At 70.6% G+C, this 15,493-nt stretch carries 14 protein-coding genes and 3 pseudogenes; 13 read left to right on the top strand and 4 right to left on the bottom strand.

Translation table 11 applies throughout. The features are described 5' to 3' along the window. Positions 1-170: 170 nt before the first annotated feature. The 3 genes from OG241_RS02730 (at position 171) to OG241_RS02720 (ending at position 3,989) form a co-directional block, all read left to right on the top strand. A complete protein-coding gene (locus OG241_RS02730) occupies positions 171-788 on the top strand; it encodes a TetR/AcrR family transcriptional regulator (RefSeq protein WP_405813416.1) in 618 nt (205 codons plus the stop codon). 212 nt (positions 789-1,000) lie between these two features. Further along, the gene (locus OG241_RS02725) at positions 1,001-3,265 is read left to right on the top strand and encodes an MMPL family transporter (protein ID WP_405813415.1); all 2,265 of its coding nucleotides are present in this window, start codon (positions 1,001-1,003) and stop codon (positions 3,263-3,265) included. A gap of 43 nt (positions 3,266-3,308) precedes the next feature. After that, complete coding sequence (locus tag OG241_RS02720) at positions 3,309-3,989, top strand: response regulator transcription factor (protein ID WP_405813414.1); 681 nt, start codon at positions 3,309-3,311, stop codon at positions 3,987-3,989. 8 nt (positions 3,990-3,997) lie between these two features. Here OG241_RS02720 and OG241_RS02715 read toward each other — a convergent pair whose 3' ends face one another. Then, positions 3,998-5,206, bottom strand: coding sequence for a DMT family transporter (locus OG241_RS02715; RefSeq protein WP_405813412.1), 1,209 nt, complete (start codon positions 5,204-5,206; stop codon positions 3,998-4,000). Between the two features lie 553 nt (positions 5,207-5,759). Here OG241_RS02715 and OG241_RS02710 point away from each other — a divergent pair. After that, the gene (locus OG241_RS02710; RefSeq protein WP_405826884.1) at positions 5,760-6,242 is read left to right on the top strand and encodes a hypothetical protein; all 483 of its coding nucleotides are present in this window, start codon (positions 5,760-5,762) and stop codon (positions 6,240-6,242) included. A gap of 11 nt (positions 6,243-6,253) precedes the next feature. On the opposite strand, the pseudogene OG241_RS02705 reads toward OG241_RS02710, so the two are convergent. From OG241_RS02705 to OG241_RS02695, 3 genes and pseudogenes are all read right to left on the bottom strand, one after another. Continuing rightward, positions 6,254-6,328 (bottom strand): annotated as a pseudogene (locus OG241_RS02705) (hypothetical protein); the annotation flags it as partial. A 141-nt stretch (positions 6,329-6,469) separates the two neighbouring features. Then, entirely contained in the window at positions 6,470-6,982 is a 513-nt protein-coding gene (locus tag OG241_RS02700) for a dirigent protein (protein ID WP_405813411.1), read from the bottom strand. A gap of 144 nt (positions 6,983-7,126) precedes the next feature. Continuing rightward, positions 7,127-7,399 (bottom strand): annotated as a pseudogene (locus tag OG241_RS02695) (cobalt ABC transporter ATP-binding protein); the annotation flags it as partial. Positions 7,400-7,565: 166 nt separating this feature from the next. On the opposite strand from OG241_RS02695, the pseudogene dnaK reads away from it, so the two are divergent. From dnaK to OG241_RS02650, 9 genes and pseudogenes are all read left to right on the top strand, one after another. After that, positions 7,566-9,269, top strand: a pseudogene (gene dnaK / locus OG241_RS02690) (molecular chaperone DnaK); the annotation flags it as partial. A gap of 34 nt (positions 9,270-9,303) precedes the next feature. Continuing rightward, entirely contained in the window at positions 9,304-9,714 is a 411-nt protein-coding gene (locus tag OG241_RS02685) for a hypothetical protein (RefSeq protein ID WP_405826006.1), read from the top strand. A gap of 50 nt (positions 9,715-9,764) precedes the next feature. Next, complete coding sequence (locus OG241_RS02680; protein WP_405813410.1) at positions 9,765-9,890, top strand: hypothetical protein; 126 nt, start codon at positions 9,765-9,767, stop codon at positions 9,888-9,890. Positions 9,891-9,975: 85 nt separating this feature from the next. Then, positions 9,976-10,971 carry an NAD-dependent epimerase/dehydratase family protein gene (locus OG241_RS02675; RefSeq protein WP_405813409.1) on the top strand — a complete coding sequence of 332 codons (996 nt, stop codon included), beginning with the start codon at positions 9,976-9,978 and terminating at the stop codon, positions 10,969-10,971. 85 nt (positions 10,972-11,056) lie between these two features. Further along, positions 11,057-11,854, top strand: a complete 798-nt coding sequence (locus tag OG241_RS02670; protein WP_405813408.1) for a glycosyltransferase family 2 protein — start codon at positions 11,057-11,059, stop codon at positions 11,852-11,854. 20 nt (positions 11,855-11,874) lie between these two features. Continuing rightward, positions 11,875-12,492 carry a DUF2064 domain-containing protein gene (locus OG241_RS02665; protein WP_405813407.1) on the top strand — a complete coding sequence of 206 codons (618 nt, stop codon included), beginning with the start codon at positions 11,875-11,877 and terminating at the stop codon, positions 12,490-12,492. Continuing rightward, positions 12,489-13,316 (top strand): class I SAM-dependent methyltransferase, encoded by an 828-nt coding sequence (locus tag OG241_RS02660; RefSeq protein ID WP_405813406.1) that lies wholly within the window; start codon positions 12,489-12,491, stop codon positions 13,314-13,316. The genes OG241_RS02665 and OG241_RS02660 overlap by 4 nt, the downstream gene beginning before the upstream one ends. Beyond that, positions 13,313-14,665 (top strand): hypothetical protein, encoded by a 1,353-nt coding sequence (locus OG241_RS02655; RefSeq protein ID WP_405813405.1) that lies wholly within the window; start codon positions 13,313-13,315, stop codon positions 14,663-14,665. The genes OG241_RS02660 and OG241_RS02655 overlap by 4 nt, the downstream gene beginning before the upstream one ends. A 76-nt stretch (positions 14,666-14,741) precedes the next feature. Continuing rightward, positions 14,742-15,491 carry a response regulator transcription factor gene (locus OG241_RS02650; RefSeq protein ID WP_405813404.1) on the top strand — a complete coding sequence of 250 codons (750 nt, stop codon included), beginning with the start codon at positions 14,742-14,744 and terminating at the stop codon, positions 15,489-15,491. The last annotated feature ends 2 nt before the right edge of the window (positions 15,492-15,493 follow it).

Genomic DNA, 15,493 nt, shown 5'->3' with positions numbered 1-15,493 from the left:
GGCTGTTCCTGACGGGCGTTGGAGGAAACGTATTCACCCGCCGTTCAGCGGAAACTGACCCGCGCGGCCAGGGACCGGACCCCAGCGGCCGTGCGGCCCGGTGGCCGGGTGGCGAAACCGGGATCTGTTCGGGCGACTGGTTCACAGGACTCAGTCGCTAGGATGCGGTCATGGCTCATGTTCCCGCGGCCGAGCGCCGTCCTCAGCTGATCAAAGCAGCGATCGACTACATGACACGGGAAGGAGTCGCGGCCGGAAGCACCCGCGCCATCGCCGCCGAGCTGGGGGTGGCCCAGGCCACGGTGCACTACACCTTCGGCACGAAGGAGGGGCTGTACCGCGCCGTCATGGAGCAGCTCACCCAGGATCTGATCGCCCAGGTCGAGCGGGCCGCGCCGGCCGACGCCGGATTCGAGGAGACGGCCGTCGTGCTGGCCACGGCGCTGTGGCAGACGGTGCGCGAGCAGCCCGCCAGCCATCAGCTCCTCACGGAACTGACCCTGTTCGCGCTCCGTTCCCCCGCCCTGAGCGAGGCCCTGGAGAGCCACCACCGGGGCATCACCGAGGTGACGGCGAGACTGGTGACCGAGGCGGCCGACCGCACCGGACAGACCCTCGCCCAGCCCGCCGAGACGATCGCGCGCTTCTTCCTCGCCGGCTTCGACGGACTCACCACCCAGCACCTCTCCCACCCCGACGAGGAGGCCGAGCACGCCTGCCTCCAGGCCTTCGTGGCCGCGGTGGTGGCCATGGCCGACGGCCGACTGAACCTGGCGTCCGCGGCCTGAGGACGGCCGGGAGCAGTAGCGCCCCCCACCCCACATAGAGCGACATGGTCATGTGACCATGTCGCTCTATTTTGTCGCCCGAAAACAACCCTTGACCTGTACTTACGACGACCAGAGCATTCACACCAGTCGATCGACTCGATCATTCGACTTGAGCAGGTGATAAAGTCGGCCTACCGATCAAGGATCCCCACTGTCCCAGGGAGTTCGTCATGGCCGTTCTGCTCCACCGACTGGGCCACAGCGCCTACCGGCACCGAAAGCTCGTCCTGGGCATATGGCTCTTCGTCCTGGCCGCGCTCATCACCTGCGTCAGCGTCTTCAGCGGCAAGCTCGACGACCGCTTCGCGGTGCCCGGCACCGAGTCACAGCGTGCGCTGGACAGCCTGAGCAAAACCCTTCCGGAAGCGTCGGGCGCCAGCGCCCAGATCGTCTTCACCGCTCCCGAGGGCCACCGGATCACCGACCCCGCCTACGCCGCGACCATCGCCCGGACGGTGACGGAAGCCCGGAAGGCTCCCCAGGTCGGCGAGGTCGTCGACCCACGCGCATCCGGCGCCGTCTCGGCCGACGGGACCACGGCGATCGTCCAGGTCCAGTACCCCGTACAGAACGCGCAGGTCGGTGAATCGTCCGTGGCCGCGATCGAGAACGCGGCCGACGCGGCGGAGCGGGACGGGCTGAAGACGTCGGTGGGCGGGTCCGTCTACAGCAGCAAGGGCGTCCACGTCGGCCCGTCGGAGATCATCGGGGTGGCCGTGGCCCTGCTCGTCCTCGTCGTCACGTTCGGTTCAATGCTGGCCGCCGGTATGGCACTGCTGCCCGCGCTGATCGGCGTGGCGGTCGGACTGGCCGGACTGCTCGCCCTCGCGCCCGCGGTGAGCATCTCCTCGACGGCCGTCACGCTCGCCCTCATGCTGGGCCTGGCCGTCGGCATCGACTACGTCCTGTTCATCCTCTCGCGCCACCGACAGCAGCTGGCCCGCGGAGCCGACCCCAGGGAATCCATCGCGCTGGCCACCGGCACGGCCGGGAGCGCGGTCGTCTTCGCCGGCACCACCGTGATCATCGCGCTGGCCGCGCTGAGCATCATCGGCATCCCGTTCCTGACCACGATGGGCCTCGGGGCCGCCGGAGCCGTACTCATCGCCGTCCTGGCCGCGATCACCCTCGTCCCCGCCGTCGCGGGATTCGCCGGCTCCCGGCTCGCCCCCAAGCCCGGCAGCCGCGCCGCCCGACGGGCCGCCGACGCCGAGGCAGCCACAGGCACAGACGGCGAGGGAACCACCGGCCGCGTCCCGCTGGGCACCCGCTGGACCAGGTGGGTCATCGCCAAGCCGCTGCTGACGGTGCTCGCCGTGGCCGGCATCCTGGTGACCCTCGCCCTGCCCGCCATGGACATGCGCCTGGCCCTTCCGGACAACGGCTCCGCCCCGCACTCCTCCACCGAGCGCAGGTCCTACGACACGATCAGCGACAAGTTCGGCGCCGGCTTCAACGGCCCGCTCCTCGTCCTGGCCGAGACGGAGAACGGCACGGCCGCCACGAGCGCGCAGGCCGGCGAGCTGGTGGCCCAGAAGCTCCGGACCCTCAAGAACGTCAAGGCCGTCCTGGCGCCCCAGCCCACCAGCGACCCGACGCAGAGCGTCATCACCGTCCTGCCCGCCTCCGGCCCGGACAGTGTCCGCACCGGCCAGCTCGTCCATGACATCCGCGAGGCCGCGCCCGGCATCCATGAGACCTCCGGTGCCGCGGTCGCGGTCACCGGCACCACCGCCGTCAACATCGACGTCTCCAACCGGCTCAGCGACTCGCTGCTGCCCTTCGTCGCCATCGTCGTCGGTCTCAGCCTGCTTCTGCTGATGATCGTCTTCCGGTCACTGGTCATCCCCGTCAAGGCCGCCGTCGGCTTCCTGCTCTCGGTGGGCGCCTCGCTCGGGCTGGTCGTCGCCGTCTTCCAGTGGGGCTGGTTCGCCGACGTCCTCGACGTTCCGCACAGCGGCCCCGTCGTCAGCTTCCTGCCGATCATCCTGATCGGCGTGCTGTTCGGACTGGCCATGGACTACGAGGTGTTCCTCGTGTCCGGGATGCGCGAGGAATGGGCTCACACCGGCCGGGCCCGCCAGTCGGTCATCGACGGCGCGCGGCACAGCGTACGGGTCGTCACCGCGGCCGCACTGATCATGTTCACCGTCTTCGCCGGGTTCTTCCCCCTGGACGACTCCCTGATCAAACCCATCGCGTTCGCCCTGGCCGTCGGCGTGGCGATCGACGCCTTCGCCGTACGGATGACCCTCGTACCCGCGGTGCTCGCCCTCGCCGGGCGGGGCGCCTGGTGGCTGCCGGCCTGGCTCGACAGGATCCTGCCCGACCTCGACATCGAAGGGGCCGGCCTCCAGAAGGGCCAGAAGGACAAGGAGAGCAAGGAGAGCAAGGAGGACAAGGGGGACCAGAGGGAATCGCAGCCGGTTTCCTGAATACGCCGCCCCGCCCTCCCCGCAGCGACCCAAGGGACGAACGATGCACCGGGTACTCCTGACAGCCGGCGCCGCTCTCACGCGCGACGCCTACGCACGCGTCATCGAGGACTCCGCCCTCCTGACCGTCCAGGCCCAGCTCCCCGACCTCGCCCGCGCGCTGGCCCAACTCCCTTCCCTGAGGCCCGACATCGTCCTCATCGACGCAGCGGCCCTGACCCCCTCCCCACGGACCACCACACTGCTGTCCCTGCGCCGCGCCGCCACCCACAGCGCACTGGCCGTCATCGGCGACATCCCCGGCGAGGAGACCGGTTCGCTTCTGCGAGTCGGAGTCACCGGCATCCTCAATCCCCGTATCGAGGCAGCCCCGTTCGTGGCGGCGCTCACGCTGATCGGCCAGGGCGGCACGGTCATCTCCTCGCCGTCCAGCACCACGAGGATCCCCGCCACCCCACCGAGTCCCGTACTGGGCGGGCTGTCGACCAGGGAGCGCCAGGTGCTCGCCCTGATCGCCACCCAGCCGGACAACAGGACGCTGGCACAGCTCCTCGGCATCAGCCCGCTCACCGTCAAGTCCCACGTGAACCGGATCCTGCGAAAGCTCGGCGCCTCCTCGCGCGCCCACCTCGTCACAATCGCCTACGAGAGCGGCCTCGTCAGCCCCACCCGGTCGGCCGGCCCGGTCTCGATGGCCGGATGGCCTGACGGTCTGTTGGCCTGACCGTCAGGTCACCGTCGTCGGGTGGGAGCCGTGAGCGACACGGTGGGATCGTCCACGTACTTCTTCTCCGCCACCTTGGGTCGGGGTCTGCGCATGTGCAGGGTGTCGAACGCTCCGGCACCGTGATAGGTCAGCGTGACGGTCGGACTCTCGGTGTGCCTCGCCCAGTCCAGTCTGGGGTCCCGCCCGGGGGGCCGCCCGATCAGGCGAGGAAGCGTCAACTGCATCGTCACGGACCTTGGTTGGGGGATGTGCGGGGGATAGGCCGGCATCGGTATCTCCACGCCGTGTTCGTCCAGCGCCGGGGCGAGCTGTTCCCCGCCGCTGGTGACCACGACCGTGACGCCGACGATGATCAGCAGCAGCCCGGGGACCGTCGCGAGCGCGAGGTTCTGGTCCATGAACCACCAGGCGGCGAGCGCGGCCACGGGGGTCTCCAGCAGGAGCAGGACGCTCATCGTCGTCGCCGACGTTCTCCCGAGGACGAAGTTCAGTGAGCCGAGTCCCAGGATCTGCGGGAGGAGCAGCAGTCCGAGCAGCGACAGTTGGGTGGACCGGTCGAAGCCGGTCAGCGGGATGTCGGCCAGCCAGCAGACGGCGAGGAGTTCCATGCCGCAGACCAGCGAGGTGAACGTCGAGTAGAGCGGTGTACTCACGTCCGCGCGCGACTTCTCGCTCAGGGCCGTGTATCCGGCCTGGGCGACGGCCCCGACCAGGGCGAGCAGGTCGCCGAGGAGCGCCGTACCGCCGGACCTGATGTCGAGGCCGGCGGCCGCAGCCGCTCCCACCACCGCGAGCGAGAGTCCCGTCCAGGTCCTGCGAGAGGACTTGACGCCCTGACCTGCGGCGATGAGGGCCTGCCAGACGGGCTGGGTGGCCACGAGGGCGGTGGACATGGCGACTGAGGTGAGCCGGGTGCTCGTCATGAAGGCCGCGAAGTGCAGGGCGAGTGCGGTGGCGGCGAGGAATCCGAAGACCAGGGGCCGCCACTGTTCGCGGCGCAGGATGCCGCGTTCACCGCGCACGACACGCACCACCTCTCGGCGGCGCAGCAGCAGGAGGAGCGGTCCGAGTACGGCGAAGCCCAGGCAGTTGCGCCAGAAGGCCATGGCGAGCGGTGAGGCGGTGGCAGCGGCGGTGAGGGGAGCGGTGGCCGATATGGAGACGACGGTGACCGTCATCGCCGCGATGGTCAGCGGATCGATCCTGGATTTCACGCGCGCGTACCGCCGGCCGGGTGGGTACCGCTGTCCGCGGCTGCCGGGGCTCGGCGGCTGTCCACTGGCTGTCCAATGCTGGTCATCTGGTACGCGGTTCCTGTGCCGTGGGAGATCGGGAAATGCCGGAGGGGAGGGAACGCGGGCGGAGAGCGGTGGTGGGGAGGGAAGGCGCGGCGCCGACGAGGAAGGGGTTGCGGTGGGGCTCGTAGCGCGGCTGTCATCGCTCTCGCGGAGGGCGCACTGCCATTCGCCGAGATGTGACAGTCCCAGTTGATCGGCCGCCACCGGAACCGGGCAACCCACTTGGGGTCGACGTGCCCCGCAGGACAAGGATCTTGCCCGGCAGGCCAGTTCGGCCGAGCGCGACGAACCACACGGCCGGTACCGGCGCCTGGCGACACCGACGAAGACAGGGGTCTGCCGGCCTCTGCGGTGCGCTTCGTCACCCGATGGGCGGGTGAGGACAGGGGGGAGGATGACGTGCGGGGAACCGAGACAGGTCAGGGCGCCTCAACACTTTCTGCCTCCCGAGCTTGCGAAGGCGGAGGCGGTGCTGGAGCGACGGGCCATCGCCCGCGTGGAGCCGGCCGAGGCCCTGTCCGGGCCGGAGCCGGAGGCCGACCACTCGCCGGAGTCGGCGCCGGCCGTTGCCGAGGCCCCGGTGGCGGGCTCGGTGGTGCCGCACTGGCGGGTGGGCCTGACGATGGAGGTGCGCGCGCCGGACTACCAGCGGCTGGTGGGCGTGCTGGAGGCGGAGGCGGAGGCGGAGGCGGGCGGGTCAGGGCTGCGGGCGCGGGAGTTGGCCGCACGGCCACCCGCCGGAGTCGGTGCCGGCGAAGGTCGAGGGGGTGGCGTCGAAGGTGAAGCGGCTGCTGGAGCGGGGCCGGCCGGCCGAGGAGCGTCCCGGGGTGTTCACGCCGAGGCGGGCTGCCGGGTGACGTTTCGGCTCCGGTGGCGGGCGAGGCGGCGTCCCATGAGCATGGTCAGCGACCACAGGACGGCGGCTTCGCTGCTTTCGGGCCGGGTCTCGTAGTCCCGGGCAAGGCGCCGCGAGCGCGTCAGCCGGCTCAGCGTCCTCTCCACCACCCACCTGCGTGGAAGTACCACGAACCCGCTCATGTCGTCGGTGCGTTTGACGATCTGAAGGGTGAGCGGCCCTGGACGTCCCCTGACCCGCACTTCCTTTCGTACGACTGTCTCCAATGGTGTAACGCGAGGGGAGACGGTCGGATTCCGGGGTCAGGTGGACGTCGGGGGCCGTCAGACGAGGCGGATCGTGAAGCGCCGCACGATCTTGGGGTCCGTGGCGATCGTGTCGGAGTGGACCGAGCCGCGAGCCTTCTCGAACTTCCCGGTGCCGCCAGTGATCGCGTTGTCGAAGGGACCCTGGTCGAGGTAGTTGAAGTACATTCCCTGCACGGTGAGCTGGCCGCCCGGGAGGACGTAGGTCACGACGCACTGCTCCGCTTCATCGGCGCCGCCCCGGGTGGTGGTGCAGGTGCCGTGGGTCTCGCCGACCTTGTTGTGTGCCTCGTCGAAGAGGTCCGAGCGGACGACGACTTGATCGCCCTGCGAGGGGCTGCTGGGGGTGACGGGGGGAGTGACGGGGAAGCGGGACAGCTGCTGCACCTCGGCCAGGACTGTGATGATCCGGGCCTTGTCCCTGGCCTGGGCGGAACCGGTGTCCGTCGCGGCGGCTGCGACGGGGGTACAGGCGAGGAGGGTGACCAGCGTGGCCGTGCCGAGGCAGGCCGCTCCAATGGGGCGCATCATGCGACTCCTGAGGTTGATGTTCGTGAATGACCGGATAGTGAACTTTCTTCTGGTTTCGCTCGATTCCCTTCATAACCTCGACTCTGCCGCGCCGCGGAGCACTCCGGCACGAACCACCGGCACATCCAGCCGGTCGGACCAAAGTCAGGCGGCGGAGCTCGGCACGAAGGGGAAGGGCAGCTCCAGGCGATGCCGGGCCTTGAGCTCCTCGTCGGCGACGGTCCCGCCCGTCGGCCCGTCGGCGGCGATGACGCCCTCGCTGAGGATTACCGAGCGCGGGCAGAGCTCCATGGCGTACGGCTGGTCGTGAGTGACCATCAGGGCCTTGACGTCCAGGGAGCGCGGGATGCCGACGAGCTCGCGGCGCGAGGCCGGGTCCAGGTGGGAGGACGGCTTGTCGAGGACGAGGATCTCCGGTGCCGACTTCGGTGACGGACGGTCAGGTAGGCGGGCGGGCTGGCCCTTGTCAGAAGGAGAGCCGGTGGTCCGTTGGAGAGCTGTGTGCGAATTGGCCTGATATGGAATCCTGATGGAGGGGAATTTGACGCGCGGCTGTCGCCGCGGCGGCTGGGGGGAGTGCACGGTGGCTCGTGCTGTGGGGATCGACCTTGGTACGACTCATTCGGTGGTGAGTGTTCTTGAAGGTGGTGAGCCGACCGTCATCACCAACGCGGAGGGTGACAGGTCCACGCCGTCCGTCGTCGCCTTCACGAAGAACGGTGAGGTGCTGGTCGGTGAGGCGGCCAAGCGGCAGGCGGTGACCAACGCGGACCGCACCGTCTGTTCGGTCAAGCGCCACATGGGCACCGGCTGGAAGTTAGGCGTCGACGGCAGGGACTACACGCCGCAGCAGATCAGCGCGTTCATCCTGCAGAAGCTGAAACGGGACGCCGAGTCGTACCTGGGCGAGCGGGTCACCGATGCGGTGATCACCGTCCCGGCGTACTTCAACCACTCCGAGCGGCAGGCCACCAAGGAGGCCGGCCAGATCGCGGGGCTGAACGTCCTGCGCATCATCAGCGAGTCGACTTCCGCCGCTCTCGTCTACGGCATCGACAAGGACGACGAGACAGTCGTGGTCGTCCACTTCGGCGGCGGCACCTTCGACGTGTCGCTGCTGGAGATCAGCGACGACGTGGTGGAGGTGAAGGCCACCAGCGGCGACAACGCACTCGGCGGTGACGACTGGGACCAGCGCATCGTCGACCATCTGGTCGAGCGATTCGCCGCCGACCACGGCGTCGATCTCAGCAAGGACAGGGCAGCGCTTCGGCGCCTGCGCGAGGCCGCGCAGAGGGCGAAGGTCGAACTCTCCTCGACCACCGAGACCATGATCGACCTGCCCTACATCGCGGCCTCCACCGAGGGCCCGCTGCACCTGGACGAGAGGCTCACCCGGGACGGGTTCCAGCAGCTCACCGCGGACTTGCTGGAGCGCTGCAAGGCGCCGTTCCACAACGTCATCAAGGACGCCGGCGTCAGCCTCAAGGAGATCAACCACGTCATCCTCGTCGGAGGATCGACACGTATGCCCGCCCTCATAGAGCTGGTCGACGAACTCACCGGCGGCAAGGAGCGCCAACGGGTCCGTTCGGACGAGCCGGTCGCCGCCGGCGCCGCCCTCCAGGCCGGCATCCTCAAGGGCGCGGTCAAGGACATCCTGCTGCTCGACGTCACCCCTCTGTCCCTCGGCATCGAGACCAAGGGCGGCATCATGACCAAGGTCATCGAACGCAACACCACGATCCCGACCAAGCGTTCCGAGATCATCGAGACAGTACGGGACAACCAGACCGCGCTGGAGATCAAGGTCTACGAGGGTGAGCGCGAGATCGCGGCGTACAACAATAAGCTCGCCACGATCGAACTGACCGGTCTGTCTCCCGCGAAGTCCGGCGAGTCGGAGATCGAGGTCGCCTTCGACATCGACGCCAACGGCATCATGCACGTCTCCGCCAAGGATTTGGCCACTGGCGAGGAGCAACGCGTGACGGCCACCGGCGGATCCGCGCTGCCAGAGGCCGACCTCGAGCGCATGGTGCGTGAGGCCCAGCGGTACGCGGAGTGGGAGTGTCAGCGTCGTGAAGCCGCCGAGACGCGCGACCGGGCCGAGCAACTCGTCTACTCCACCGAGAAGTTCATCCAGGACCACGCGAACACTGTGCCGGGCGGCATCAGGACCGAGGTCGAGGCCGCCGTCGGCGAGCTCAAAGAAGCCCTGAAGAACGGGAACGACGCAGCCGTCTGCGAGGCAACGCGGATGGCTGCCGGCGCTGTGCAGAATCTTCGCCGTTGAGACACCATGATTTCCGGCCCAGGCGCTGGGGAACTTCCTGGGCACCACCTTGGAAGCGCAGCTGACCGACCCCTCCATCACCGCCGTGCGCTCCGCGCCGGACCAGGTCCTGGCCCGCACCACCGAACTCGCCGACGCGATGGATTCCCTGGCCGGCCGCCTGCTGGAGCGCGCGCACGCGGCGGGGGCGGTGCGTGGCATGGTCACCTGGGACGATCTGCGGCCGCTCATGTGCGGGATCGCCTACGCCGCCCAGATCCACGCCGACGACCTGGAGACCCGGCTCGACTCCGGCCGCCGCTACCTGGACGCGATGCTGCACGGGATCCACACCTGGAGCACCCGCGCGTCTGTCGATGACAGGAAGCGCGCGGCTGAGGGGCGCGCGTCGTCCCCGGCTCGGCCCGCAGTCTCTTCGCACCGACTGGCCTCGTAGGCCTGACTTCGGTGACGGGCGGTCAGGGTAGGCGGGCCGGATCGGAAGGTGTGTTCACCGCGGAGAAGCTCGCGGCGGCGATCATGGCGGGCATCGACCCGCGGCGCTTCGTGATCCGCCCGGACACGGGCACGCGAGCCCTGGCGCCGTTCGGCAGGGTAGCGAAACGGGCGTGAGCGGCTTGGCCGAGGTCTTACGGACCTGTGACGGGACGGGCGTGGGGCTGCCGCGCGGTAGGTGTCTGCTCCTAGCGTTTCAGGCATGCGAGTACTGATCACCGGCGGAGCCGGGTTCATCGGGAGTCATGTCGTGGAGGCCCTGACCGCGCGGGGCCACCAGGCGGTCGTGTTCGACCTGCGTGACGGCCTGGACGTGCGGGACCCCGACGCGGTCGCCGACGTGCTGACCGGCGTCGACGCCGTCTGTCATCAGGCCGCGATGGTGGGCCTCGGGAAGGACTTCGGGGACGCGGCCCAGTACGTGTCCCACAACGACCTGGGCACGGCCGTGCTGCTCTCCGCCATGGCCGGCGCCAAGGTACGGCACTTGGTGCTGGCGGGGTCGATGGTCGTGTACGGCGAGGGGTCCTATGCCTGCGAGCGGCACGGAACGGTACGGCCCGGCCCACGGACCGTGGCGGATCTGGACGCGGGACGGTTCGAGCCCCGGTGCCCGCGGTGCGGGGAGCAGCTGAACCCGGGGCTGGTCGAGGAGGACGCCCCGGTCGACCCCCGCAACGTGTACGCCACGACCAAGCTGGCCCAGGAGCATCTGGCGGCGGCGTGGGCCCGGTCGGCGGGCGGCTCCGCCGTTTCGCTGCGCTACCACAACGTGTACGGGCCGGGCATGCCGCGCGACACCCCGTACGCCGGCGTCGCGTCGTTCTTCCGGTCCTCGCTCGCCCGGGGTGAGGCTCCGCGCGTCTTCGAGGACGGAGGGCAGCGGCGTGACTTCGTCCATGTGCGTGACGTGGCGGCCGCCAACGTGGCGGCGCTGGAAGCGGAGGCCCGGGGCGGGGCGCTGGTCGCGTACAACACCGGCAGCGGGGAGCCCCACACGGTGGGGGAGATGGCGCGGGCGCTGGCCTCCGCGTACGGCGGGCCCGAGCCGGTGGTGACCGGGGAGTACCGCCTGGGGGACGTCCGCCACATCACGGCGGACTCGTCCCGGCTTCGAGCCGAGCTGGGCTGGAAGGCCGAGGTCGGATTCGAGGAGGGGATGCGGGAGTTCGCGAGGGCGAAGCTGCGCGGGGAGTAGCTCTCGGCCCCCGCCGCGTCCCCCGACCTGAACTTAGCCGGCCCGACGTTCGCGTCCCGTGTGTCTTCCCAAGGTGAAAGTCGTGATGACCCCTCCTGAGTCCCTTCCTGAGTCCCCTTCCCTCGCACCTTCGCTGTCCGCAGCCCCGTCGGTGGCGGAGGCCGTCGCGCCCGTCGACGTTGTCCTTCCCTGTCTGAACGAGGTCGAGGCGCTGCCCTGGGTGCTCGCCCGTATCCCGGCCACCTGGCGCGCGCTGGTGGTGGACAACGGATCCACGGACGGATCGGCAGAGTTGGCCCGTTCCCTCGGCGCGACCGTCGTGCCGGAAACCCGCCGGGGCTTCGGCGCCGCCTGCCACGCGGGGCTGACCGCGGCCACCGCGGACATCGTGTGCTTCTGCGACTGCGACGCCTCACTCGACCCGTCCCTGCTCGAACCCTTCGTACGCGAGGTACGGGAGGGGGAGGCCGATCTCGTGCTCGGGCGGCGCCGCCCGCAGGGCCGAGGCGTCTGGCCCGCGCACGCCCGCGTGGGCAACCTCGCGCTGGCACGGATGATGCGCCGTCGCACCGGGCTGCGCCTGCACGACCTCGGTCCGCTCCGCGCCGGCCGACGCGAACAACTGCTCGACCTCGACCTCACGGACCGGCGCAGCGGCTACCCGCTGCAGATGGTCGTCCGGGCCGCCGACTCCGGCTGGCGTGTCGTCGAGCACGACGTGCCCTACCTGCCGCGCACCGGCGCCTCCAAGGTCACCGGCACCTGGCGTGGGACCTGGCAGGCGGTAAGGGACATGAGCCGGGTCCTGTCCGAACCGCCGGTGGTCAGGGAAGAGGCCGTCGTCGGCCCGGTCGCCGTACACCCAGAAGGAATCGCCCAGTGAACAGGCCAGTGAACCGCCCAATGACCACACTCCTCGTCATCGCCAAGGAGCCGCGGCCCGGCCGGGTCAAGACCCGGCTCACCCCGCCCTTCACACCCCGGGAAGCGGCGACGCTCGCCGAGGCCGCGCTCGTGGACACCCTGCGGACAGTCGCGGCCACCCCCGCCCGGCGTCGCGTACTGGTGCTCGACGGTGCTCCGGGCCCCTGGTTGCCGCCCGGCTTCGACGTCGTCCAGCAGTGCGCGGGAGGTCTGGACGAGCGCCTGGCCGCCGCCTTCGCCGGTTGCGACGGACCCGCGCTGCTCATCGGCATGGACACCCCGCAGGTGACGCCCGCACTGCTCACCGTGGACTTCGCCGACTGCGACGCGTACGTCGGCCCGGCCGAGGACGGCGGCTTCTGGGCGCTCGGTCTCGCCCGCCCCGACCCCGAACTGCTGCGGGGTGTGCCGATGTCGACGCCCACGACAGGCGCCGTACAGCGTGAGCGGCTCGTCATGGCGGGCCTGCGTGTCCGCGACCTGCCGCCCCTCCGGGACGTGGACACCGCCCGCGACGCGGAGGCGGTCGCCGCGTCGGCCCCGCACAGCCGGTTCGCCGCCGAGCTGGGACGTCTTCGGGTGACCGCCGGCCGATGAGCACCGCACACGAGATCACCTCACCCAGGATGATCGGCTCGGACTGTCCCGCGCCCGTCACGTTGCCGGGCGCCCCGCGCCCCTGGTCCGCCGACCCGTACTCCGAGGCCCTGGTCACCGGCCGGGGGCCGCTCTTCCTGCGCCGGTCCGACGGCTGGCTGCTGCCGCTGGAGGTGGAACGCTGGTGCGCCGGGGCCGACGCGGCGGACATGAGGGTTCTGGACCACTGCGAAGGGGCCGTACTCGACGTCGGATGCGGGCCGGGGCGGCTCGTCGCCGAACTCGCCTCCCGTGGCCTGCCCGCCCTCGGCATCGACATCAGCGAAGCCGCCGTCACCCGCACCGTGCGGCTCGGCGGCCAGGCTCTGCGCCGCTCCGTCTTCGAACCGCTCCCCGCCGAAGGACGCTGGGACACCGTCCTGCTCATCGACGGCAACATCGGCATCGGCGGCGATCCGGCCGCCCTTCTGCGGCGGATGTCCCAACTCCTCAAGCATGGCGGCCTCCTGATCACCGAGACCGCCCCCGACAGTGAGGTCGGCGAACCCGTCACCGTCCAGGTCGTCCGGCTCACCGCCGGCGCTCACGGGTCCGCCGGGCCGCCCTTCCCCTGGGCCCGGCTCGGCACCCCGGCCCTTCTCCGGCTGGCGACGCAGGCCGACTGGCACCCGGAGCGCCAGTGGACGACCGGCGGCCGCTCCTTCGTCGCCCTGCGCAACCACGGTGGCCGCGCTGACCGCAGCGGCCGAAGGGGGAGTGCCACCGTGATCAGCAGCCGGCAGGACAGGGACCCGTCGCCGGGCAGGACGGTGACGGAGAGATGAACCGCGATCTTCGCCGGGACCTGTACGCGGTCCTGACCGCGGCCCTGCTCTTCACGACGGCCGCTGTGGTCGGGACCGTCATCGAGAACCGATACGGCACCCTTCATGTCAGCTTTCCGCCCCTGTACGGTCACTGGGAGCCGCACCTCGGCCCCGGCACCCCCGCCGCGATCATCGTGGCCGTCACCGTCGTCGCGTACGGGCCGCTCCTCGCCGCCCGACTGCCCTGGCGCGCCCTGCTGATCACCGCCTACGGCACCGCCACGGCGTGGACGTTCTCGCTGGCCCTGGTCGACGGCTGGCAGCGCGGCATCGCCCGGCGACTGACGACCAAGTACGAGTACCTGCAGGTCATCGAGCCCGTCAACCGCTTCCATGACATCCACGCCGCCCTACGGGACTTCACTCACCACATCCTGTTCCACTCACCCGGAGCCTGGCCCGCGCACGTCGCCGGACATCCCCCCGGGGCCACCCTCACCTTCGTCCTCCTCGACCGGATCGGGCTGGGCGGCGGGGCCTGGGCGGGCGTCTGGTGCATCACCGTCGGGGCGACAGCGGCCGTGGCGGTGCTCGTCACCCTGCGTGCGCTGTGCGGGGAGGCGATCGCCCGCCGGGCGGCCCCCTTCCTGGTCCTGGCCCCGGCAGCCGTGTGGATGGGCACCTCCGCCGACGGCTACTTCGCGGCCGTCGCCGCCTGGGCCCTCGCCTTCCTCGCCCTCGCGGTCACCGGACACCGGCCACGGGCGGCGGGCCTCGCCGCCGGGCTCCTCCTCGGCCTCACCGCGTATCTCTCGTACGGCCTGACACTGTTCGCCGTGATCGCCGCCGGCGTGGTGCTGCTCGGCTCCCGACGCCTGCGCCCACTCCCGTACGTCCTCGCCGGACTCGTGGTCGTCCCGGCCGCCTTCACGTTCGCCGGCTTCAACTGGTGGGAGGCCTACCACCTGCTCGTCACCCGGTACTTCCAGGGAGCCGGCGGCATCCGGCCGTACGGCTACTGGGTGTGGGCGAACCTCGCGTGCACGGTGCTGCTGGTGGGACCGGCGACGGTCGCGGGCCTGCGGCGAGCCGGCGCGGCTCCGGTGCGCGAGGGACTGCGCGGGCTGCCGCGCACGGGCGTCGACGCCCCGGAATCCCGGCTCGCCGTGCTCGTGTTCGCCGCGCTGCTCGCCCTCCTCGCCGCCGACCTCTCCGGCATGAGCAAGGCGGAGACAGAGCGCATCTGGCTGCCGTTCGCACTCTGGCTGCTCCCGGCATGCGCGTTCCTGAACCGCCCCCGCGTCTGGCTCGCCGCACAGGCCGTCCTCGCCCTGCTCCTCAACCACCTGCTGCTGACGGGGTGGTGACCACAGGTTCTTACGAAACGCGGACGGTCAGGACGACCGTGCCGCAGGGAAGCGAGGCCGGTGGGAAACTGGAGGCATGCAGCAGTCGCACGAATCCGCAGGTTCCGAGCTTGCTCCACGTGGGCGTGGAGGCGCTATGCGCGTCCTCGTCGTGGACGACGATCCGACGGTCGCCGAGGTCGTCTCCGGCTATCTCGACCGTGCCGGGTACGACGTGGACCGGGCCGGGGACGGGCCGTCGGCGCTCGTGCGGGCCGCCGCCCACCGGCCGGACCTGGTGGTGCTCGACCTGATGCTGCCCGGCATGGACGGCCTGGAGGTGTGCCGCCGTATCCGGGCCCGCGGGCCCGTGCCGGTCATCATGCTCACCGCCCGCGGCGACGAGGGCGACCGGATCCTGGGCCTCGAAGTGGGCGCCGACGACTACGTCACGAAGCCCTTCAGCCCCCGTGAGCTGGTGCTGCGGGTCGAGTCGGTACTGCGCCGGTCCCGGCCGGCCACAGCGGCTCAGCCGGTGCACGGGGCAGGCATCACCCTCGACCCGGCCGCCCGGCGCGCCACCAAGAACGGCACCGAACTCAGCCTCACGCTCCGCGAGTTCGACCTCCTCGCCTTTCTGCTGCGCAACCACGGGCGCGCCTACAGCCGCGAGGAGCTGATGAGCGAGGTGTGGGGCTGGGACTTCGGCGACCTGTCCACCGTCACCGTCCATGTACGTCGGCTGCGGGGCAAGGTGGAGGACGACCCGGCCCGGCCGCAGCTGATCCAGACGGTGTGGGGAGTGGGCTACCGCTTCGACGCCACCCCGTTCGAGGAGACCGTATGAGC

The sequence above is a fragment of the Streptomyces sp. NBC_01390 genome, from assembly GCF_045040105.1.
In the GTDB taxonomy this organism is placed as follows: Bacteria; Actinomycetota; Actinomycetes; order Streptomycetales; family Streptomycetaceae; genus Streptomyces.
This window is presented reverse-complemented; position numbering and strand designations above follow the sequence as displayed.